The sequence below is a fragment of the Herbaspirillum sp. BH-1 genome, from assembly GCF_002870055.1.
Classification (GTDB): domain Bacteria; phylum Pseudomonadota; class Gammaproteobacteria; order Burkholderiales; family Burkholderiaceae_D; genus Herbaspirillum; species Herbaspirillum frisingense.
Map to the genome: position 1 here is coordinate 1 of NZ_PKOI01000021.1, position 18,375 is coordinate 18,375.

The 18,375-nt window shown below is 64.5% G+C and carries 17 protein-coding genes; 7 read left to right on the forward strand and 10 right to left on the reverse strand.

The window, feature by feature from the left end:
* The 5 genes from HBH1_RS21025 to HBH1_RS21045 form a co-directional block, all read left to right on the forward strand.
* Positions 1–223, forward strand: a 223-nt coding sequence (locus tag HBH1_RS21025; protein ID WP_369878638.1) for an oligopeptide/dipeptide ABC transporter ATP-binding protein, incomplete at its 5' end; no start/stop codon positions are given.
* A 16-nt stretch (positions 224–239) separates the two neighbouring features.
* Positions 240–1,187 (forward strand): ABC transporter ATP-binding protein, encoded by a 948-nt coding sequence (locus HBH1_RS21030; protein WP_102664274.1) that lies wholly within the window; start codon positions 240–242, stop codon positions 1,185–1,187.
* 33 nt (positions 1,188–1,220) lie between these two features.
* Positions 1,221–2,840, forward strand: coding sequence for a gamma-glutamyltransferase family protein (locus tag HBH1_RS21035; RefSeq protein ID WP_102664236.1), 1,620 nt, complete (start codon positions 1,221–1,223; stop codon positions 2,838–2,840).
* Positions 2,841–2,853: 13 nt separating this feature from the next.
* Complete coding sequence (locus HBH1_RS21040) at positions 2,854–3,654, forward strand: GntR family transcriptional regulator (RefSeq protein WP_102664237.1); 801 nt, start codon at positions 2,854–2,856, stop codon at positions 3,652–3,654.
* Positions 3,655–3,738: 84 nt separating this feature from the next.
* Positions 3,739–4,632, forward strand: a complete 894-nt coding sequence (locus tag HBH1_RS21045; RefSeq protein ID WP_006463588.1) for a ketopantoate reductase family protein — start codon at positions 3,739–3,741, stop codon at positions 4,630–4,632.
* A 26-nt stretch (positions 4,633–4,658) separates the two neighbouring features.
* Here HBH1_RS21045 and HBH1_RS21050 read toward each other — a convergent pair whose 3' ends face one another.
* From HBH1_RS21050 to HBH1_RS21095, 10 genes are all read right to left on the reverse strand, one after another.
* Entirely contained in the window at positions 4,659–5,138 is a 480-nt protein-coding gene (locus HBH1_RS21050) for an RES family NAD+ phosphorylase (protein ID WP_039875447.1), read from the reverse strand.
* Positions 5,135–5,608 (reverse strand): type II RES/Xre toxin-antitoxin system antitoxin, encoded by a 474-nt coding sequence (locus tag HBH1_RS21055; RefSeq protein ID WP_006463590.1) that lies wholly within the window; start codon positions 5,606–5,608, stop codon positions 5,135–5,137. The genes HBH1_RS21050 and HBH1_RS21055 overlap by 4 nt, the downstream gene beginning before the upstream one ends.
* Positions 5,609–5,692: 84 nt before the next feature.
* Positions 5,693–6,538 carry a M55 family metallopeptidase gene (locus tag HBH1_RS21060; RefSeq protein WP_102664238.1) on the reverse strand — a complete coding sequence of 282 codons (846 nt, stop codon included), beginning with the start codon at positions 6,536–6,538 and terminating at the stop codon, positions 5,693–5,695.
* A 24-nt stretch (positions 6,539–6,562) separates the two neighbouring features.
* A complete protein-coding gene (locus tag HBH1_RS21065; RefSeq protein ID WP_102664275.1) occupies positions 6,563–7,591 on the reverse strand; it encodes a DmpA family aminopeptidase in 1,029 nt (342 codons plus the stop codon).
* A 35-nt stretch (positions 7,592–7,626) separates the two neighbouring features.
* Positions 7,627–8,571 (reverse strand): glutathione ABC transporter permease GsiD, encoded by a 945-nt coding sequence (gene gsiD / locus HBH1_RS21070; protein WP_166757879.1) that lies wholly within the window; start codon positions 8,569–8,571, stop codon positions 7,627–7,629.
* A gap of 8 nt (positions 8,572–8,579) precedes the next feature.
* Positions 8,580–9,500: a glutathione ABC transporter permease GsiC gene (gene gsiC, locus HBH1_RS21075; protein WP_006463594.1), complete on the reverse strand. Its 921-nt coding sequence runs from the start codon at positions 9,498–9,500 to the stop codon at positions 8,580–8,582.
* Positions 9,501–9,629: 129 nt separating this feature from the next.
* Positions 9,630–11,201 (reverse strand): glutathione ABC transporter substrate-binding protein GsiB, encoded by a 1,572-nt coding sequence (gene gsiB, locus HBH1_RS21080; RefSeq protein WP_102664239.1) that lies wholly within the window; start codon positions 11,199–11,201, stop codon positions 9,630–9,632.
* Positions 11,202–11,291: 90 nt separating this feature from the next.
* The gene (locus tag HBH1_RS21085; RefSeq protein ID WP_039875450.1) at positions 11,292–13,145 is read right to left on the reverse strand and encodes a dipeptide ABC transporter ATP-binding protein; all 1,854 of its coding nucleotides are present in this window, start codon (positions 13,143–13,145) and stop codon (positions 11,292–11,294) included.
* 25 nt (positions 13,146–13,170) lie between these two features.
* Complete coding sequence (locus HBH1_RS21090; protein WP_102664240.1) at positions 13,171–14,157, reverse strand: isoaspartyl peptidase/L-asparaginase family protein; 987 nt, start codon at positions 14,155–14,157, stop codon at positions 13,171–13,173.
* Positions 14,154–15,119 carry a MurR/RpiR family transcriptional regulator gene (locus HBH1_RS21095; protein WP_039875452.1) on the reverse strand — a complete coding sequence of 322 codons (966 nt, stop codon included), beginning with the start codon at positions 15,117–15,119 and terminating at the stop codon, positions 14,154–14,156. Before HBH1_RS21095 ends, HBH1_RS21090 begins: the two co-directional genes overlap by 4 nt.
* A gap of 368 nt (positions 15,120–15,487) precedes the next feature.
* Here HBH1_RS21095 and HBH1_RS21100 point away from each other — a divergent pair, with 368 nt between their 5' ends.
* On the forward strand, positions 15,488–16,423 hold the full coding sequence (locus tag HBH1_RS21100; protein ID WP_102664241.1) for a LysR family transcriptional regulator: 936 nt from the start codon (positions 15,488–15,490) through the stop codon (positions 16,421–16,423).
* A 567-nt stretch (positions 16,424–16,990) separates the two neighbouring features.
* Positions 16,991–18,304, forward strand: coding sequence for an MFS transporter (locus HBH1_RS21105; protein ID WP_039876979.1), 1,314 nt, complete (start codon positions 16,991–16,993; stop codon positions 18,302–18,304).
* Positions 18,305–18,375: the final 71 nt, after the last annotated feature.

Sequence of the window (18,375 nt, forward strand, 5' to 3'; positions counted from 1 at the left end):
CCCCTACACCCACGCCCTCATGCGCGCCCGCCCGGCACTGGACGCCACGCCCGGCGCGCCCCTGAACGCCATTCCCGGCAGCGTGCCGCTGCCCGGCACCGTCAAGAGCGGCTGCCGCTTCACCGCCCGCTGCGCCCGCGCGCAGGACATCTGCCGCCAGGAAATGCCGCCGCTGGAAGACCTGGGCGACGGCCATCATGTGCGCTGCTGGTATCCGCATTGAAGCAAGGCTAATGACGATGAACCCTCCCCTGCTCGAAGTCCACGGACTGAAAAAACATTTTGCTGCCGGCAGCACCACCGTCAAGGCCGTTGACGACGTCTCCTTCAGCATCGCCGAAGGCCAGACCCTGGGCCTGGTCGGCGAATCCGGCTGCGGCAAGTCCACCACCGGACGCAGCGTACTGCGCCTGATCGAACCCACCGAAGGCAGCGTGCGCTTCATGGGCCAGGAAATCACCCTGCTGCCGGCCGGCCCGCTACGCGCCATGCGCCGCCACATGCAGATGGTGTTCCAGGACCCCTATGCCTCGTTGAACCCGCGCATGAGCATCGGCGAAGTGCTGGAAGAACCGCTCATCGTGCATGGCCTGCACGACCGCGCCACCCGCAAGCGCAAGGTGGCCGAAGCACTGGACATGGTGGGTCTGAACCCGGCCTATGCGGCGCGCCATCCGCACGAATTCTCCGGCGGCCAGCGCCAGCGCGTGGGCATCGCCCGCGCCATCATCACCCGCCCCAGGCTGGTGGTGGCCGACGAAGCCGTCTCGGCGCTGGATGTCTCGATCCAGGCGCAGATCCTCAACCTGCTGCGCGAACTGCAGCAGGAACTGGGGCTGACCTATCTCTTCGTCTCGCACGACCTGGCCGTGATCCGCCATGTGAGCGACACCATCGGCGTGATGTACCTGGGCCGCATGGTGGAGCTGGGCGCGCGCGAAGACATCTATGCCCGGCCCAGCCACCCCTATACACAAGCCCTGCTCTCGGCCATCCCGCGTGAACACCCACGCGAGCAGCGCCAGCGCATCGTGCTGCAGGGAAGCATCCCCAACCCTGCCGCGCCGCCCGCCGGCTGCCACTTCCATCCACGCTGCCCGTCCTGCATGGAAGTCTGCCAGCGCGAAGCGCCGACCCCGATCAAGCTCAGCCCCACCCATACCGTGGCCTGCCACCTGTATCGCTAAAATACACACCTGACCCAAGAACGAGAGACCGACATGCCCGCCTTCCCCGACTTCAGCAGCAATCACTATCCCTACTTCTCGCGCCGCAGTGCGGTCTATGCCCGGCGCGGCATGGTCGCCACCTCGCAGCCGCTGGCCGCGCAAGCCGGGCTGGAAGTCCTGCAGCGCGGCGGCAATGCCATCGACGCCGCCATCGCCGCGGCCGCCGCGCTGACGGTGGTGGAGCCGACCGCCAACGGCATCGGCGGCGATGCCTTCGCCCTGGTCTGGCATGGTGGCAAGCTGCATGGTCTCAATGCCAGCGGCCCGGCGCCGCAATCGATCTCGGCCGACAAGCTCACCGGCGCCGGCCTGAAGGAGGTCCCCAAATACGGCGCCCTGCCGGTGACGGTGCCTGGCACGCCCAGCGCCTGGGCCGCCATGGCCAAGCGCTTCGGCAAGCTGGCCCTCACCGATTCGATGGCCGGTGCCATCACCCTGGCGCAGGAAGGTTTCCCGGTCTCGCCAATGGTGGCGCACGCCTGGCAGGTGGCGCAACAGAACTTCAAGCGTGAATTCAAGGACGCCCATTTCCAGTCCTGGTTCGATACCTTCTGCATCGACGGCCGAGCACCGCAAGCCGGCCAGCTGTGGCGCTCGGCCGGCCACGCCGCGACCCTGCAATCCATCGCCGAGGATGGCGCCGAAGGTTTCTATCGCGGTGAACTGGCTGGCCGGATCGCCGCCTTCATCCAGCAAGCCGGCGGCTACCTGCAAGCCTCCGACCTGGCCGCCTTCCAGCCGGAATGGGTGGACCCCATCGGCGTGAACTATCGCGGCTACGACGTCTGGGAAATCCCGCCCAATGGCCACGGCATGGTGGCGCTGATGGCGCTGAATCTGCTGAAGGCCTACGACTTTTCCGAGCGCGATACCCTGGCCACCTATCACCGCCAGATCGAAGCCATCAAGCTGGCCTACGCCGATGGCCTGGCGCACATCGCCGACCCGGCCCACATGAAGGTGACAGTCGAGCAGTTGCTCTCCGACGCCTATGCCGACGAACGCCGCAAGCTGATCGGCGAACGCGCCACCCTGCCGGTGGCCGGCGACCCCTCACGCGGCGGCACGGTCTATCTGTGTACCGCCGATGCCGAGGGCAACATGGTGTCCTTCATCCAGAGCAACTACATGGGCTTTGGCTCCGGCCTGGTGGTACCGGGTACCGGCATCGCCCTGCACAACCGTGGCAACAACTTCACCCTGGAAGCCGGCCATCCCAACATGCTGGCACCAGGCAAGCGCCCGTATCACACCATCATCCCCGGCTTCATGACGCGCAACGGCCAGGCAGTCGGTCCCTTCGGCGTGATGGGCGGCTTCATGCAACCCCAGGGCCATGTGCAGATGGTGATGAACACGGTCGATTTCGGCCTCAACCCGCAGGCATCGCTGGATGCGCTACGCTGGGAATGGGAAAAGGGCAACAAGGTCTCCATCGAGCACAGCACCGCCGAACACCTGTTCCGTGGCCTGGGCGGGCTTGGTCACGAGGTCTCGTGGTCGGGCAACCAGTTGGGCTTCGGCCGTGGCCAGATCATCTGGCGCAATGACGAAGGCGTCCTGTGCGGCGGTACCGAACCCCGCACCGATGGCTGCGTAGCGGCCTGGTGAGGATGCGACCATCGTGAAGAGCGTGGCTGCCCCCTCCCCCCTGCCGCCGTCGGCCGAGGCCATCGACGTGGCCGAGCCCGACGGCGACGATGCGCTGGTGCGCAGCGGCTCCCTGCCCGAGTATGTCTACGCCCAGCTGCGGCAGGATATCTTCGACATGCGGCTGCTACCCGGCGACCAGATCACCGAGACCGAAATCGCCGCCTACTTCAAGGTCTCGCGCACGCCGGTGCGGCAAGCCCTGCAGCGCCTGCAGAACGATGGCCTGATGCAGGGCTACGTGCGCGGTGGCTGGGAGATCGTGCCGATCGATTTCAAGCGCTTTTCCGACCTCTACGAAATGCGCAAGCTCATCGAGACCCACGCCGTGCGCCGCCTGTGCGCCCAGGCCGGCGACCAGAGCGTGCTGGCCGGCCTGCGCGCCTCCTGGTGCGTGCCGGAGCAGGCCCGCGAGCTGGATGGCCCCAAGGCCGCACAGCTCGATGAAGTGTTCCACCAGACCCTGGTGCGCGCGGCCGGCAACCAGGAGATGGCCGATACCTTCGACCGCCTGACCGACCGCATCCGCATCGTGCGCCGCCTGGATTTCCTCTATGGCGATTGCCTGCACTCGACCTACGAGGAACATGCCGCCATCCTGGACTGCATCGCAGCCGGCGATGCCGACGCGGCACAGCAGATCATGGGAGAGCACATCGACGGCAGCCATGCCGAGGTCAACCAGATCACCCTGCACCGCCTGCACAGCGCCCGGGCGACCGCCACCACCAAGCCCCCGGCCTATGTGTCGGTGCGGGTGCGGCGCTCGTTCTGACCGCTGCTGACCCCGCCTGAAAAGACCGCGGTGCTGTGTTAGGCTTTCCGCTTCATCATCAATCTACCGAGCGGGGAGACACGCATGAAAGTTGCAGTGATGGGCGCGGGTGCAGTGGGCTGTTATTTTGCCGGGATGCTGGCACGCGCCGGACATGAGGTGGTCCTGGTGGGCCGCCCCCAGCACGTGGAGGCCTTCAATACCCGTGGCCTGCGGCTGGAAGCCAAGACCTTCGATGAGACCATCCCCGTCAAGGCCAGCACCGATCCCGCCATTGTCGCCGGCGCCGAGCTGGTGCTGTTCTGCGTCAAGTCTCCTGATACCGAAACTGCCGGTGCGCAACTGCGCCCCTACCTGGGCGCCGATACGCTGGTGCTGACATTGCAGAACGGTACTGACAATGCCGAGCGTCTGCGCACCGTGATCCCGCAACCGGTGTCGGCGGCGGTGGTCTACGTCGCCACCGAAATGGCCGGCCCCGGCCACGTCAAGCACCACGGACGCGGCGAACTGGTGATCGAACCGGCTGCCCGCAGCCGGGCTGCCGCCGATGCCCTGATCGCCGCCGGCGTGCCTACCGAGATATCCGACAATGTGCGTGGCGCCCTGTGGCTGAAGCTGATCATCAACTGCGCCTACAACGCCCTCTCCGCCATCGCGCAACTGCCCTACGGCAAGCTGGTGGAAGGCGTGGGCGTGCCGGAGGTGATGGCCCACCTGGTGGCCGAATGCAAGGCCGTGGCCGCTGCCGAAGGGGTGACCCTGGCCGGCGACGTCGACACCGCCGTACGCAAGATCATCGAGACCATGCCCTCCCAGTTCTCCTCGACCGCGCAGGACCTGGCACGCGGCAAGCCCAGCGAAATCGACCATCTGAACGGCTTCATCGTCCGGCGCGGCCAGGCCCATGGGCTGTCCACACCGGTCAACCTGACCGTGCATGCGCTGGTCAAGCTGATCGAGAGCAAGGTGAAGTGACTACGAGGGAAACCAGGGCAGACACCTTAGCCGAATAGCCGGGCGTCGAACTGGAAGAGCTGCTTTTCCACGACCCTGACACCGGCCATCTGCGGATGCAGGGGATTGAGCAGAAGGTTGAAATCGGTGGGACTGACCACCGATGGCACCTTCATGACAAGCTGTTTCCCCTGCTCGATCCAGTGCTTCCCGATAGCCGCCGTGCTGGCCGGATCGCGGGTGATGTCGGACCAGTCCGGTGGCAGCTCCGGAACATAGGCCTTGCGCACCTCGGCCTGCGGCAACTCCAGCACGACCAGGTAGAAGTTGGCCCGTGGCATCAGCCCGGCCATGTGGACCAGGGATTCCAGCAGCGCCGTGGAGGCGCTACAGCAGGTATAGAGCACCCGCAGGCCACGCGGATTCCAGCGACCGCCACTCAAGGCAGCGCCATTGCCGGAAAGATCATCGGCCGCATAATGCCCCGGTTTTTCCTTGGCGAGCCGGTAAACACGGGTGACACTCAAGCCGCCACCCCGAAGGCGATACGGCTCAGGATATCGCGGACCCGGTCATAGCCCGGCTGCGTATCGAGTACCTCCAGCGGCGTCATGCCGCCCAGGGTGGCATTGGGACGACACATCCACTGCGCCGCCAGTGCTTCATCCTCGAAGACATCGGCTGCCTGTTCGCGGACGTAGAGCACGCGTGCGATGCGGTCCGATTCCGGCCCCGAGAGGCGTTCCTTGCGTGAAATCTTGCGCAGAATGGTCGAACTGGGCAGGCCCAGCCCGGCCAACAGCGTCTGCAGGGGAACCTGCAACAGTTCCTTGGCAACGCGCTCGGCGATGATGGCCTCCATGCCATCGCGGATGGTCCGACCCTGGCTGATCGGGTCCATGCTGGCGAAACGTTCGAAATCATGCGGCCTGGCACCCAGGCCATGCGTCACTTTCGCGGAAGCGGATGCACGGACGGCGGCGGATCGTGTTGCCATGGTCAACCTCTCATTTGGTCAGTTTCACTCTCTCATCTTAGAGCCTTCCCAAATGAGAGTCAACAAACTACCAAATGAGAGAGCCTAGCGCAGCATGGCCGACATCGCCGACAAGCTGTTGAGCACGCGCACCGCGTATTCCGCCGTCGGCGCATCGAACTCCACGGTGACATTGTCGCTGCGCTCCAGGATGGGCAACTGGCTGAACAGGTCAGCCAGCGCCACCGTCTGCGCCTGCAGGCGACACCGCAATGGTCCGCGAAGGGGCAGTACCGGCATCGACGCCGGTTGCGCCAGCAGGCTGGCCACTGCCTGCCGGGCGCGCTCTTCCAGCAACACACAAGATTGTTGCGGGGTCAGCGAATCGCCACTGTTGGCGCCATAGGCTTTCTTGGTCTCGGCAAAGACCGCGTGGGGATACAGCGGCTGGTTTTCCTCGATGAAGGCATCGTCCCCGCTGCCGAAGATCACCGGCACGCCGTGCTCGGCCGCCAGTGCGCCATAGAGACCGGCCTCGCCCATCTCCTGCCCACCCAGCCAGACCCGGGCAAAGGCAAAGCTGTTGGTGGTGTGCGCGAGGATGCCGCGCCCCTGGGCGCGCGAGTGGTAACCCACCAGCATCACGGCATCGATCTCCTGGTCCACGCCACCCATCATGCCCAGCACGCGGGGCTTGCCCAGCACCATGCGGGCCTGCGGATGCAGCAGGTCCGGCAGCAGATTGCGGAAGCCGCCATGCGAGTCGTTGACCTTGATGGCGGTGGCACCGGCCGCCAGGGCACCGCGGATGACGGCGTTGGCTTCTTCCGTCATCCAGCGCCGGGCGCGTTCATATTCGCCGTTGCCGGCACGGGTCTGCTCGACGTGAAAAACCCCGGCCACGCCTTCGATATCGACGGAAACCAGAATGTTGGCGCGTTTGCCAGTCATGAAAATCTCGCTACGGTAAGTGGTTCAGTTCGATGCCGCCAGCCGCTCGCGCAGGCTGACGCGCACATGGCCGTCGCGGCCGTACACGGTCTCAGCGGCAAAGAGCGCATGGACGATGGCCTGCTCCACGCTGTCGGCGGCAGCATGGAACAGCGGGTCCAGCAGATGATCGGCCAACAAGGCCATCTGCGCGCACTCGGCCTCGGCCTCGATCTGCTGCGCGGTCGAAAACGCCAGGGCGATATCGCCGCTGCCGTGCCCATAGGCCGATCCGGTCCGTGCCAGCCCGGCGCCGGCCCGTACGGCCAGGCGCTTCAACTGACGCGCATCCAGCGGCGCATCGGTGGCCAGGAGGATGATGATGGAGCCCTTCTCGGGGGCGGCATCCGGCGGCTCTGCAGCGGCCAGGCGCGCGCCCAGCGGATCGCCGGCCAGGATCAGCTCGGGCAGGCGACCGAAGTTGGACAGCACCAGCGCCCCCACGGTGTAGCCCTGCCCGGCGGCGCCGACAATGGCTACTCGGGAAGCCGTCCCGATCCCGCCCTTCAGGCCGAAGCTGGACATGCCGCGCCCGGCGCCCACCGAACCTTGGGCCACCTCAGATGAAACTGCCTGCAGGGCCGCATCGAAATGCGCCGGCTGCACCGCCATCGCCTGCAGATCGTTGAGATAGCCGTCATTGCATTCCAGCACCAGCGGATTGACGGTGGGCAGGCTGCGCCCGCATTGCGGGTTGGCGCGCAGGGTGTGGGCGATCTGGGCGTTGAGCAGCGTGCCGACGGCGAAGGTGTTGGACAGCGCAATCGGCGTCTCCAGCAGGCCCAGCTCTTCCAGTTGCACCAGTCCGGCACTCTTGCCGAAGCCGTTGATGACCGCCGCGGCCGCCGGCAGGCGGTGGGTGAACAGGTTGCCGCCATGCGGCGCAATCACGGTCACCCCGGTCTGTACCGGGCCGTCATCGAGGGTGCAATGGCCGACGGTCACGCCGGCCACGTCGGTGATGCTGTTACGCGGGCCGGCGGCAAGCCGGCCAATGTGCGGTAGCGTCGACATAGGCGACTTCGTCACAAGCGGCAGGCCCATCGCCATCAACGCTGATCGATCTTGGGATCGAGCGCGTCACGCAGGCCATCGCCCAGCAGGTTGAAAGCCAGTACGGTGAGGAAGATGGCGATGCTGGGCACCAGCGCCACGTGCGGCGAGGTCACCATGTCGGCGCGGGCTTCGTTCAACATCAGGCCCCACTCCGGCGTGGGCGATTGCGCACCCAGGCCGAGGAAGGACAGCCCCGCGGCAGTAATGATGGAGGTGCCGATGCGCATGGTGAAATACACCACGATGGCCGAGATGGTGCCGGGGAAGATGTGCTTCCACATGATGGTGGTATCGGACGCACCGATGCTGCGGGTAGCCTCGATATAGGTCAGGTTCTTCAATTGCAGGGTATTGCCCCGCACCAGGCGGGCAAAGGCCGGGATGCTGAACACCGACACCGAGATGATGACGTTGATCATGCCGCCACCCAGGATGGCGACGATGCCGATGGCCAGCAGGATGCCGGGGAAGGCGAACAGTACGTCGCAGATGCGCATGGTGATGCGGTCCCACCAGCCCTCGTAGTAGCCGGCCAGCAGGCCGAAGACGGTGCCGATCACGGCGCCGATGGCCACCGAGAAGAAGCCCGAGGCCAGCGAGATGCGTGCGCCCATCAGGATGCGACTGAAGATGTCACGGCCCAGCGAGTCCACACCGAACCAGTGAGTCCAGGTCGGCGGCGAGTTCAGGGCGTCGTAGTCGAAGAAGTTCTCGGCATCGAACGGCACGATCCAGGGGGCCAGGATGGCGACCAGGATCAGCAGCAGGATGAACACGCCGGCATAGACGGCCAGCCGCTGTTTCTTGAACTTGCGCCAGAATTCGCGCCACGGGGTGCGGATCTTCTGGCCAGAGGCCGCGACCGCGGCGGGATCGGGCGGCGGCAAGGGCGCGCCGGTTTCGGAGGTGGTTGCCAGAGGCGAATTGGAGAGCGACATGATTCCCCTCACTTGAAACGGATGCTGGGGTTGATCACGGCATACAGCACGTCCACCACCAGGTTGATGAAAATGAATTCCAGCGAGAACAGCAGGATCTCGGCCTGGATGATGGGGTAGTCACGCATTTCGACCGCGTCCACCAGCAGGCGCCCCATGCCCGGCCAGTTGAAGACCACCTCGACCAGGATCGAGCCGCCCAGCAGGAAGCCGAACTGCAGGCCCATCATGGTGACCACCGGAATGAGGGCATTGCGCAGGCAGTGCTTGATGACTACCACCGTCTCGGTCAGGCCCTTGGCGCGGGCGGTACGGACGAAGTCTTCCTGCAGGATCTCGATGAAGGAGGAACGGGTGAAGCGCGCCATCACCGCCGCCACCGCCGCGCCCAGCGTGATCGAGGGCAGGATGTAGTGGCGCCAGGTGTCGTCGCCCACCGTGGGCAACCATCCCAGATTGACCGAAAACACCTGCATCAACAGGATGCCCAGCGAGAAGGCCGGGAAGGAAATGCCGGACACCGCCAGCGTCATGCCCAGACGATCCGGCCACTTGTTACGCCATACCGCCGAGGAAATGCCGATGATCAGACCGAAGATCACGGCCCAGATCATGGCCACCACCGTCAACCACAGCGTGGGCCAGAAGCGCGCGGCGATCTCTTCGGAGACCGGGCGCTTGCTGCGGATGGAACGACCGAAGTCACCCTTGGCGGCGTTGACGAAGAAGTTCACGAACTGCTCCGGCAGGGGCTTGTCCAGGCCGAGGTCGGCACGCACCAGCGCGACCGTCTTGTCGTCGGCGTCGGGGCCGGCCGCCAGGCGTGCCGGGTCGCCCGGCAACAGGTGCACGAACAGGAATACCAGGACCGCCACCAGCAGCAGCGTGGGAATCAGGCCTAACAGGCGTTTGATGACAAAGGAAAACATGATGCTCTCTGAATAAGGCCGCTCGTCGCCGATGGATCGGACCCTTCTTGTTGCGCGATGGACCAGGCGTCCACCGAAGAATGCAAGCGGCGGCGCGCTCCTGCTGCGCCGCCGCTTGGTGCTGCCTGCTTACTTCGTCAGTTCGATGTTCTCGAATTCAATCGCCTGGTCAGGCATCACGTAGACGCCCTTGAGGTTCTTGTTGCGCGCGTACAGCAGCTTTTCGGTCACCAGGAAGGCCCACGGAGCATCCTTCCAGATTTCCTGCTGGGCATCCTTGTACAGGGCTTCCTTGTCCTTTCGCTCGGTCAGGGTCAGGGCCTTGGCGATGTCGGCATCGACCTTGTCGTTCTTGTAGTAGGCGGTGTTGTACAGACGCGGCGGGAAGGCTTCCGACGCCAGCAGCGGACGCAGCGCCCAGTCGGCTTCACCGGTCGAGGAGGACCAGCCGATGTAGAGCAGACGTACCGGCGCGGTGGCAGGGTCTTGCCAGCTTTCCACGCGTTCCACGCGCTGACCGGACTCCAGGGCCTGGATCTTGGCCTTGATGCCGACCTGCGCCAGTTGCTGCTGCAGGAACTGGATGATCTTCAGTGCCGTGCTGTGGGTGTAGGCCGACCACAGTTCGGTCTCGAAACCGTTCGGATAACCGGCTTCGGCCAGCAGGGCCTTGGCCTTCTTCACGTCATAGGGCCAGGGGCCGGTCTTGAAGGCGTAGTCCACGCCCTGCGGCACCACGCCTTCCATCGGCGTGGCATAGCCGTTGAAGGCCACCTTCACCAGCGCCTGCTTGTTGATGGCGTAGTTGATGGCTTCGCGCACCTTCGGGTTGTCGAAAGGCTTCTGCTTGGTATTCATCGACATGTAACGCTGGATGATGGATGGTGCGGCCACCACATCCAGGTTGGACTTGCTCTTCAACAGATCGGCCTGCTCGTAGGGCAGCGGATAGGTGAATTGCGCCTCGCCGGTCTGCATCATGGCCGAGCGGGCGTTGTTGTCGACCACCGGCTTCCAGATGATCTCGTCGACCTTGGGGTAGCCCGGCTTCCAGTAGCCGTCGAATTTCTCGACCTTGACGTAGTCGGTCTGCTTCCATTCGACGAACTTGAAGGGGCCGGTGCCGACCGGGTGGAAGGCGATGTCCTTGTTGCCGTACTGCTTCAGCGCAGCCGGCGAAATCATCACTGCCGACGGGTGGGCCAGCACGTTGATGAAGGCCGAGAACGGCTCCTTGAGCACGACCTTGACGGTGTAGTCGTTCAGGATTTCGGTCTTGGCGATGCGGTTGAAGAGGTTGTAGCGCTTCAACTTGTTGTCCGGGTTGGTGACACGGTCGAACACGGCCTTCACGGCATCGGCCTTGAACACGGTACCGTCCTGGAACTTCACGCCCTGCTTCAGGCGGATGGTGTATTCCAGACCGTCCTTGCTCACCAGGTAGCCTTCGGCCAGCACCGGAATGAGCTTCATGTCCTTGTCGAAACCGAACAGGCCCTGGTAGAAGGACTTGGCCATGGACAGCGACAGGGTGTCGTTGGCGTCATAGGGGTCCAGCGTGGTGAAGGTGGAATACACCGCCAGCGTCACGGTCTTGGCCGCGAACGCATGTGCCGCTGCAAATTGCAGCGAGGTGCCCAGGGCGCCGACGGCCAGCCATTTGGCAATGGTCATGCCCTTCCGGGTTGCAGTGGTAGTCATGTAGTCTCTCCTGATCAGTAAAGCGAGGTTGGTACGACGTAGTGGGGATTACTGCACTGAAGCATTTACAACATGGAAACCCGCCCGCGCTCAGAAAGCGCCGGCAATACGGTGCTGGGCCACAAAGTGCCCGGGAGCCACTTCCTTCAGGGGCTCCACTTTGGGCTCATCGCCCACCAGCCGGATCGGGCTGGGAATTTCATCGGTCAGCAACTTCTTGCCCGGCTGGCGCAAGGTCGGATCGGCCACCGGCACGGCCGCCATCAGCTTGCGCGTATAGGGATGCTGCGGATTCTCGAAGATCGCGCGACGCGGGCCGATCTCCACGATCTGGCCCAGGTACATCACCGCCACCCGGTGGCTGATGCGCTCTACCACGGCCATGTCGTGCGAGATGAAGATGAAGGAAATCCCCAGCTCGGCCTGCAGGTCCAGCATCAGGTTGACGATCTGGGCCTGGATCGACACGTCCAGCGCCGACACCGATTCGTCGGCGATGACGATCTTGGGGTTCAGGGCCAGGGCGCGGGCGATACAGATGCGCTGGCGCTGACCGCCGGAAAATTCATGCGGGTAGCGCTGGCCATGTTCGGGGGTGAGGCCCACGCGGGTCAGCAGTGCATCCACGCGTTCCTGGGCCCCCTCCTTCATGCCGTGCACCAGCATCGGCTCCATGATGGAGTAACCGACCGTCATGCGCGGATCGAGGGAGGCGAACGGGTCCTGGAAGATGAACTGGATATCGCGCCGCAACTGGCGCAGCTCGGTGCGCGGCAATTGCGCCAGGTCGCGGCCGCCGAATTCGACACGGCCACCGGCGATATCGACCAGGCGCAACAGGGAGCGGCCGGTGGTGGACTTGCCACAGCCGGATTCACCGACGATGGCCAGGGTCTCGCCGGCAAACAGGTCGAAGCTGACCTTTTCCACCGCATGCACACGCTGCTTGACGCGACCGAAGATGCCGCTCTTCACATCGAAGCGGGTGGTCAGGTCGCGCACCTTGAGGATGGGCTGGCGCTGGGCGGCGATCTCCTGCTGGGTCTGCAGCTCGCTGGCGATCAGGTCGGGGCGCACCTCGGCCTGCGGCGCAATACCGAAACGCAGCGGCATATCGGTACCGCGCATGGAGCCCAGGCGCGGCACGGCGGCCAGCAGGGAACGGGTATAGGGATGGCTGGGTGCGGCGAAGAGCGGCTCAACGGCGTTTTCTTCCACCTTCTCGCCACGGCACATGACCACCACGCGGTCGGCCACTTCGGCCACCACGCCCATGTCGTGGGTGATGAAGATCACGCCCATGTGCATCTCTTCCTGCAGGGAGCGGATCAGCTGCAGGATCTGCGCCTGGATGGTCACGTCCAGGGCCGTGGTCGGTTCGTCGGCGATCAACAGCGAAGGCTTGCAGGACAAGGCCATGGCGATCATCACGCGTTGCCGCATGCCGCCCGACAACTGGTGCGGATGGCGGCCCAGCACGCGCCGGGCCTCGGGGATCCGCACCATCTCCAGCATGCGCAGCGCCTCGGCCTGGGCGGCGGCGCGGCTCATGCCCTGGTGCAGGCGGATCGATTCGGCGATCTGTTCACCGACGGTGAAGACCGGGTTCAGCGAGGTCATCGGTTCCTGGAAGATCATGGCGATCTCGGCGCCCCGGATGCCGCGCATGGTGGCATTGTCGGCCTGGGCCAGATCAAGCGTCTGGCCGCTGCGGCGCAGGAACTGCATGCTTCCGCCGACGATCTTGCCGCCGCCGTGTTCGATCAGGCGCATGATCGCCAGCGAGGACACCGACTTGCCCGAACCCGATTCGCCGACGATGGCCAGGGTCTCGCCCTGGTCCACATGGAAGGACAGGTCGCGCACCGCGTCCACCGTCCGCTCGGAGGTGGCGAAGCGGACGTTGAGGTGGCTGACATCGAGCACGCGTTGTGACTGTTGCATCTTGATTCTCTCCTGCTCGGCCGACTCAGGCCGGTGCTGCGTAGATTTCGGTGACCGGCGCCAGCTCGCCGCAGCCATAGGCGCGGTACATGCCCTCGGTATTGAACGGCAGGGCGAGATTGCCCTGGGCATCGATGGCGATCACGCCACCGCGTCCGCCGACCTTGGGCAGGGTATCGAACACCACGGCGCGGCTGGCTTCTTCCAGCGACTGACCGGCATAGGCCATGCGCGCGCCGATGTCGTAACAGGCCACGGTGCGCATGAAGGCCTCGCCGGTGCCGGTGGCGGAAACCGCGACGGTGGCATTGTTGGCATAGCAGCCGGCACCGATGATGGGTGAATCACCCACCCGGCCCGGCTGCTTGTTGGTGATGCCACCGGTCGAGGTGGCCGCAGCCAGGTTGCCGAACTGGTCCAGCGCCACCGCGCCGACGGTGCCGAACTTGTGGTCGGGGTCGATGGGCTCGACGGGGGCGGCGGTCTTTTCGGCAAAGGCGAAGGAGGAGGCGTCATGGTCCAGCATGGCCCGCGACTGACCGCGCACCCGCAACCATTGCTCGTGGCGGGCATCGGTATGGAAATAGTCAGGCGTGACCGTGGCCACACCGTTGCGAGCGGCAAAGGCTTCTGCAGCGGGACCGACCAGCAGCACGTGCTCGCTCTTTTCCATCACGGCGCGGGCAGCCAGCACCGGGTTGCGCAGATTGGTGACACAGGCCACCGCGCCGGAGGCCAGGTCGGCGCCATTCATCACGCAGGCATCCAGCTCATGCCGGCCTTCGCTGGTGTAGACAGCACCATGGCCGGCATTGAACAGCGGACAGTCTTCCAGCAGGCGCACTGCTTCGGTCACCGCTTCCAGCGCCGAGCCACCGGCATTCAATACAGCCTGGCCGGCGGCCACGATGTCAGCCAGCGCCTGGTGATATCGGGCTTCGTCCTCGGCGCTCAGCGAGGCGCGCGTGATGGTGCCTGCGCCACCATGGATGGCAATTACCGGAGTGGTCATGCTTTGGTCTTTCCTTTATTGAGAGCGGCCCGGGCCGGCTTGGCGACCGGCGTCATGGCCGGACGCTGGTGCTGTTGCGGCAGATACAGCCAGGGCAGTACGAATTCGGTCATCTGCGAAGCAGCCTGCACCGAGCGCCGGGCGCGATGCGCCACCGCATCGCACAGGGCCTGGATCAAGATCAGCGCGGCCGCATCGGACGTGGGAGACAGCTTGCGATCGGTCTGGGCATAGATCGTGACATCGGCCAGCGGCACCAGCGGCGAGCCGGGAGTATCGGTGATGGCCAGGATACGGGCGCCCTTTTCCACTGCGCGCTGGGTCAGCCAGACGGTATCGGCGGCATAGCGCGGAAACACCATCGGGATCACCAGGTCGCGACTATCGAGCTTGAAGAATTGCCGGCCCGCCTGCGAAGGACCACCAGCCAGCGCCACCGAGGACACGGTGCGCACATAGGGCTCCAGCGCATGTGCCATCAGGCCGGCCAGGTAGGCCGAGGCGCCGAAGCCGGTGATGAAGATGCGTTCGGCGGCAAGAATCATGTCCACTGCCTGTTCACAATGCTCGGGCGTGAGCATGCGGCGGGTGGCCTCGATGTTATGGATGTCGCTATCGAAAGCAGCGGCCATGATCTCGGCGCTGGTGGCGGCGCGTTGCACTTCGTCGCGCAGCTTTTCCACCGGCGCCAGCGTGGTGGCAAAGTCCGCCACCAGGGCCGCGCGGAAGGAGGCATAACCATCAAAACCCAGCGCGTGGGCAAAACGGTTGGCGGTGGCTACCGAAATGCCGGCGGCCTCCGACAGTTCGTCGATGGTCATGGTAGCCGCGCGAAAGGGGTTGCCGAGCACATAGTCGGCGGTCTTGCGGTGCGACTTGGACAACTGCGGATACAGCTTGCCCACGGCCTGCGCGACCGCGCCGGCTCCCTGCAAGCTGATGTTCTTCGGTTGTTGTGTCACCGTCCGCTGCCCCGTCTGTGCTGAAGAAATCGCCCCGTGCCTGCAAACGCTCCATATCATTGATTGGATTTATATCGTTTACGAAAACGCGGGCCTCACCCATTTTTATCCTGTCGCGGGACTTGATATGACGACCCGCCCTGGCGCGAAAAATGTAAATATATTTTCATTTCAATCCGGAGTAAAGAAAAAATACTTTCAAATTCCGAATATCGATATAACGCACCAGAAGCACGCGAGTTGCGCCATGAAATGCACCAGATGTGCGCCGAACGGGACCGACTTTATTGCGCAGCGCACCAAAAATGACAACGGGAGTTGACACGTCCTGGCGATAAAATACGCCTCTTCTCCACGTCCTGCTCGTCATGAATATCCGCTTCCTCGAAACCTTCGTCTGGCTGGCCCGGCTGCGCAATTTCCGGCTCACCGCCGAGCGCCTGCACACCACCCAGGCTGCCGTCTCCAGCCGCATCGCCTCGCTCGAACAGGACTTCGGCGTGCGCCTGTTCGACCGCAGCGCGCGCGAGGTGGCACTCACCGCCGACGGCAGCAAGGCGCTGGTGTATGCGGAGCGCATGGTCAAGCTCATGCGCGAGATGAAGGACGACATGTCCGACCGCGAGGTCTATGCCGGCGTGATCCGCATCGGCGTGATCGAATCCATCGTCCACAGCTGGTTCCCGGATTTCCTGGGGCGGCTGCACAAGACCTTCCCGCGCCTGCAGATCGAGATCGTCAGCGATACCACCATCCACCTGCACGAGCAGTTCAGCAAGAGCAACCTGGATCTGGTGCTGCAGGCCGAACCGGTGATCGGCCCGCAGGTCAGCAATATCGCACTGTGCGAATTCCCCATGCGCTGGGTCGGCAGTCCCAAGCTCGACATCGGCAGCGAGACCCTGTCGCTGGCCGACCTGGCGGCCTTCCCGATCATCAGCTTCGCCCGCAACTCGGGGCCGCATGCGGTGATCGAGCGCCTGTTCTCGGGCAGCGAACGCAGCGAGCGCACGCTGCACATCAATTGCATCGCCTCGGTGGCGACCATGATCCGGCTGGCCACCGATGGCTTCGGCATCACCGCCGTGCCACCGGCCATCATCCAGCGCGAACTCAACGAGGAAAGCCTGCACCTGCTGCGGGTCGATACCGAGTTCCCGGCCCTGGCGCTGATCGCCTGCTTCCGCTCGGACCATGAGAATCCCTTGACCGAAACCGTGGCCCGCATCGCCCAGGAAACCGCGTCCGACTTCGCACTCAATTGGGGCCACGAGATCGCCCGCCTGCCGGCGCCGCTCAACTGAGCCGGGCGCAATGCCGCGCCGCTGCTGGCTGCGCACCCACAACCGCCGCATGCGGCGCAGCACCAACCTGAAGCAGCCGCCGCCCCGCTTTTGCTCATAAGATTTTTCAATCAAGCCCGTTCAGATTTTCTTGTTGGACAGCGCCCTCCCCGCATCCCCATACTGATTTAGGGCCTGTTCACACTAAATCTGTGAGTGCGAGAGGTCGTCAAGCGTTGACTGCCTAGGCGCAGCGACGCGCCGTAGTGGTGCTACGGCAAGTTGCTGCAACAACGGCAGGCGACGCTTGACGGCCTCTCCCGGAGGGTTGCGCCCAGAAGGCGCGCTGGCGGCGTTGCCCGGCAAGGCTGGTGGCGCCACCACCAGCCTTGCCGGGCGCCTTGCCACCACGCCTTCTGGGCGCAACGCATCTCGCAGATTTAGTGTGAACAGGCCCTAAGACCGGTGCCTTCGGGCGATAACAACAGCATGGCCGGTCCTGCTTGCCATCCATGCACCCAGTCCATCCCATGCCGAACACAGCACGGCGCCGCCACGCGGACGCCGGCACCACTTGAGGAGGTTTTCATGTCTTATTCCCCATCCGCCGCCGCCACAGCGGCGGCATCGGCAGGCGCGCCATCCAGCATGGATGTCACCTATCGCAAGATCGCCTGGCGCCTGATCCCGTTCCTGGTCTTCCTGTTCGTGCTGGCCTGGATCGACCGCGTCAACGTCGGCTTCGCCAAACTACAGATGCTGCAGGACCTGCAGTTCTCGGAAGCCGTCTACGGCCTGGGGGCAGGCATCTTCTTCATCGGCTACTTCCTCTTCGAAGTCCCCAGCAACCTGTTGCTGGAAAAGATCGGCGCCCGCAAGACCCTGGCCCGCATCACCATCCTCTGGGGCCTGGCCTCGATGGCGATGGCCTACGTCACCACGCCCACCAGCTTCTACATCCTGCGCTTTTTGCTGGGCATCTTCGAGGCCGGCTTCTTCCCCGGCGTGGTGCTGTACCTGACCTACTGGTTCCCGGCGCAGCGCCGCGCCCGCGTCAATGGCCTGTTCATGACCTCGTTCGCCATCGCCGGTGCGGTCGGCGGTCCGATTGCCGGCCTCATCATGAGCAGCATGGAAGGCGTCGGTCACCTGGCGAACTGGCAGTGGCTGTTCATCATCGAGGGCATCCCTTCCTTGCTGGCCGGCTTCGCCGTACTGGCCTGGCTGCCGGAAAAACCCGCCAACGCCAAGTGGTTGAGCGAGGCCGAGAAGAATGCCGTCACCCAGGTACTGGCTGCCGAAAACAGCGCACCGGGCAAGCACTTCTCCTTCAAGGACGCCTGCAGCAACTACCGCGTCTGGATCTGCGCTGCCGTGTATTTCTGCGTGGTCAGCGGCAACGCCACCATCGCCTTCTGGGCACCGTCCATCATCAAGGAAATCGGCGTCAAGGGTAATCTGCAGATCGGCCTGATCTCGGCCATCCCCTTCGTGGCCGGCACCCTGGCCATGATCTGGAACGGCTTCCACTCCGACAAGACCGGCGAACGCCGCATGCACAGCGCCATCGCCACCCTGATCGCCTGTATCGGCCTGATCGCCACCGGCATGAGCCTGGGCAACGCCACCCTGGCGCTGTGCTCCCTGACGCTGGCGGCGGTCGGCATCCTGGCGGCCTTCCCGGTGTTCTGGTCGATTCCCGGCGCCTTCCTGGCCGGCACGGCAGCCGCCGGCGGCATCGCGCTGATCAACTCCATCGGCAACCTGGCCGGCTTCGTGGCGCCCTACATGATCGGCGCATTGAAGACCAGCACCGGATCGCTGTCCTCGGGCCTGTACTTCGTGGCGGCACTGGAATTTCTGGCCAGTTTCCTTGTGGTGGTGTTCGTCAGGAAGCACTGACACCCCACTGAAGCAACTCCCCCAAGCGCAGTGCGCATCACCCTTGAATCACCCTCGGATCACCCTTGAAT

Coding starts and splice junctions, on each gene's coding strand:
- HBH1_RS21065 (WP_102664275.1), bottom strand. CDS start 7,591: ATGTCGACGCTACCGCACATTGGCCGGCTTGCCGCCGGCCCGCGTAAC.
- HBH1_RS21060 (WP_102664238.1), bottom strand. CDS start 6,538: ATGACTGGCAAACGCGCCAACATTCTGGTTTCCGTCGATATCGAAGGC.
- gsiB (WP_102664239.1), bottom strand. CDS start 11,201: ATGACTACCACTGCAACCCGGAAGGGCATGACCATTGCCAAATGGCTG.
- HBH1_RS21085 (WP_039875450.1), bottom strand. CDS start 13,145: ATGCAACAGTCACAACGCGTGCTCGATGTCAGCCACCTCAACGTCCGC.
- gsiD (WP_166757879.1), bottom strand. CDS start 8,571: ATGTCGCTCTCCAATTCGCCTCTGGCAACCACCTCCGAAACCGGCGCG.
- gsiC (WP_006463594.1), bottom strand. CDS start 9,500: ATGTTTTCCTTTGTCATCAAACGCCTGTTAGGCCTGATTCCCACGCTG.
- HBH1_RS21105 (WP_039876979.1), top strand. CDS start 16,991: ATGTCTTATTCCCCATCCGCCGCCGCCACAGCGGCGGCATCGGCAGGC.
- HBH1_RS21045 (WP_006463588.1), top strand. CDS start 3,739: ATGAAAGTTGCAGTGATGGGCGCGGGTGCAGTGGGCTGTTATTTTGCC.
- HBH1_RS21055 (WP_006463590.1), bottom strand. CDS start 5,608: ATGGCAACACGATCCGCCGCCGTCCGTGCATCCGCTTCCGCGAAAGTG.
- HBH1_RS21035 (WP_102664236.1), top strand. CDS start 1,221: ATGCCCGCCTTCCCCGACTTCAGCAGCAATCACTATCCCTACTTCTCG.
- HBH1_RS21030 (WP_102664274.1), top strand. CDS start 240: ATGAACCCTCCCCTGCTCGAAGTCCACGGACTGAAAAAACATTTTGCT.
- HBH1_RS21100 (WP_102664241.1), top strand. CDS start 15,488: ATGAATATCCGCTTCCTCGAAACCTTCGTCTGGCTGGCCCGGCTGCGC.
- HBH1_RS21090 (WP_102664240.1), bottom strand. CDS start 14,157: ATGACCACTCCGGTAATTGCCATCCATGGTGGCGCAGGCACCATCACG.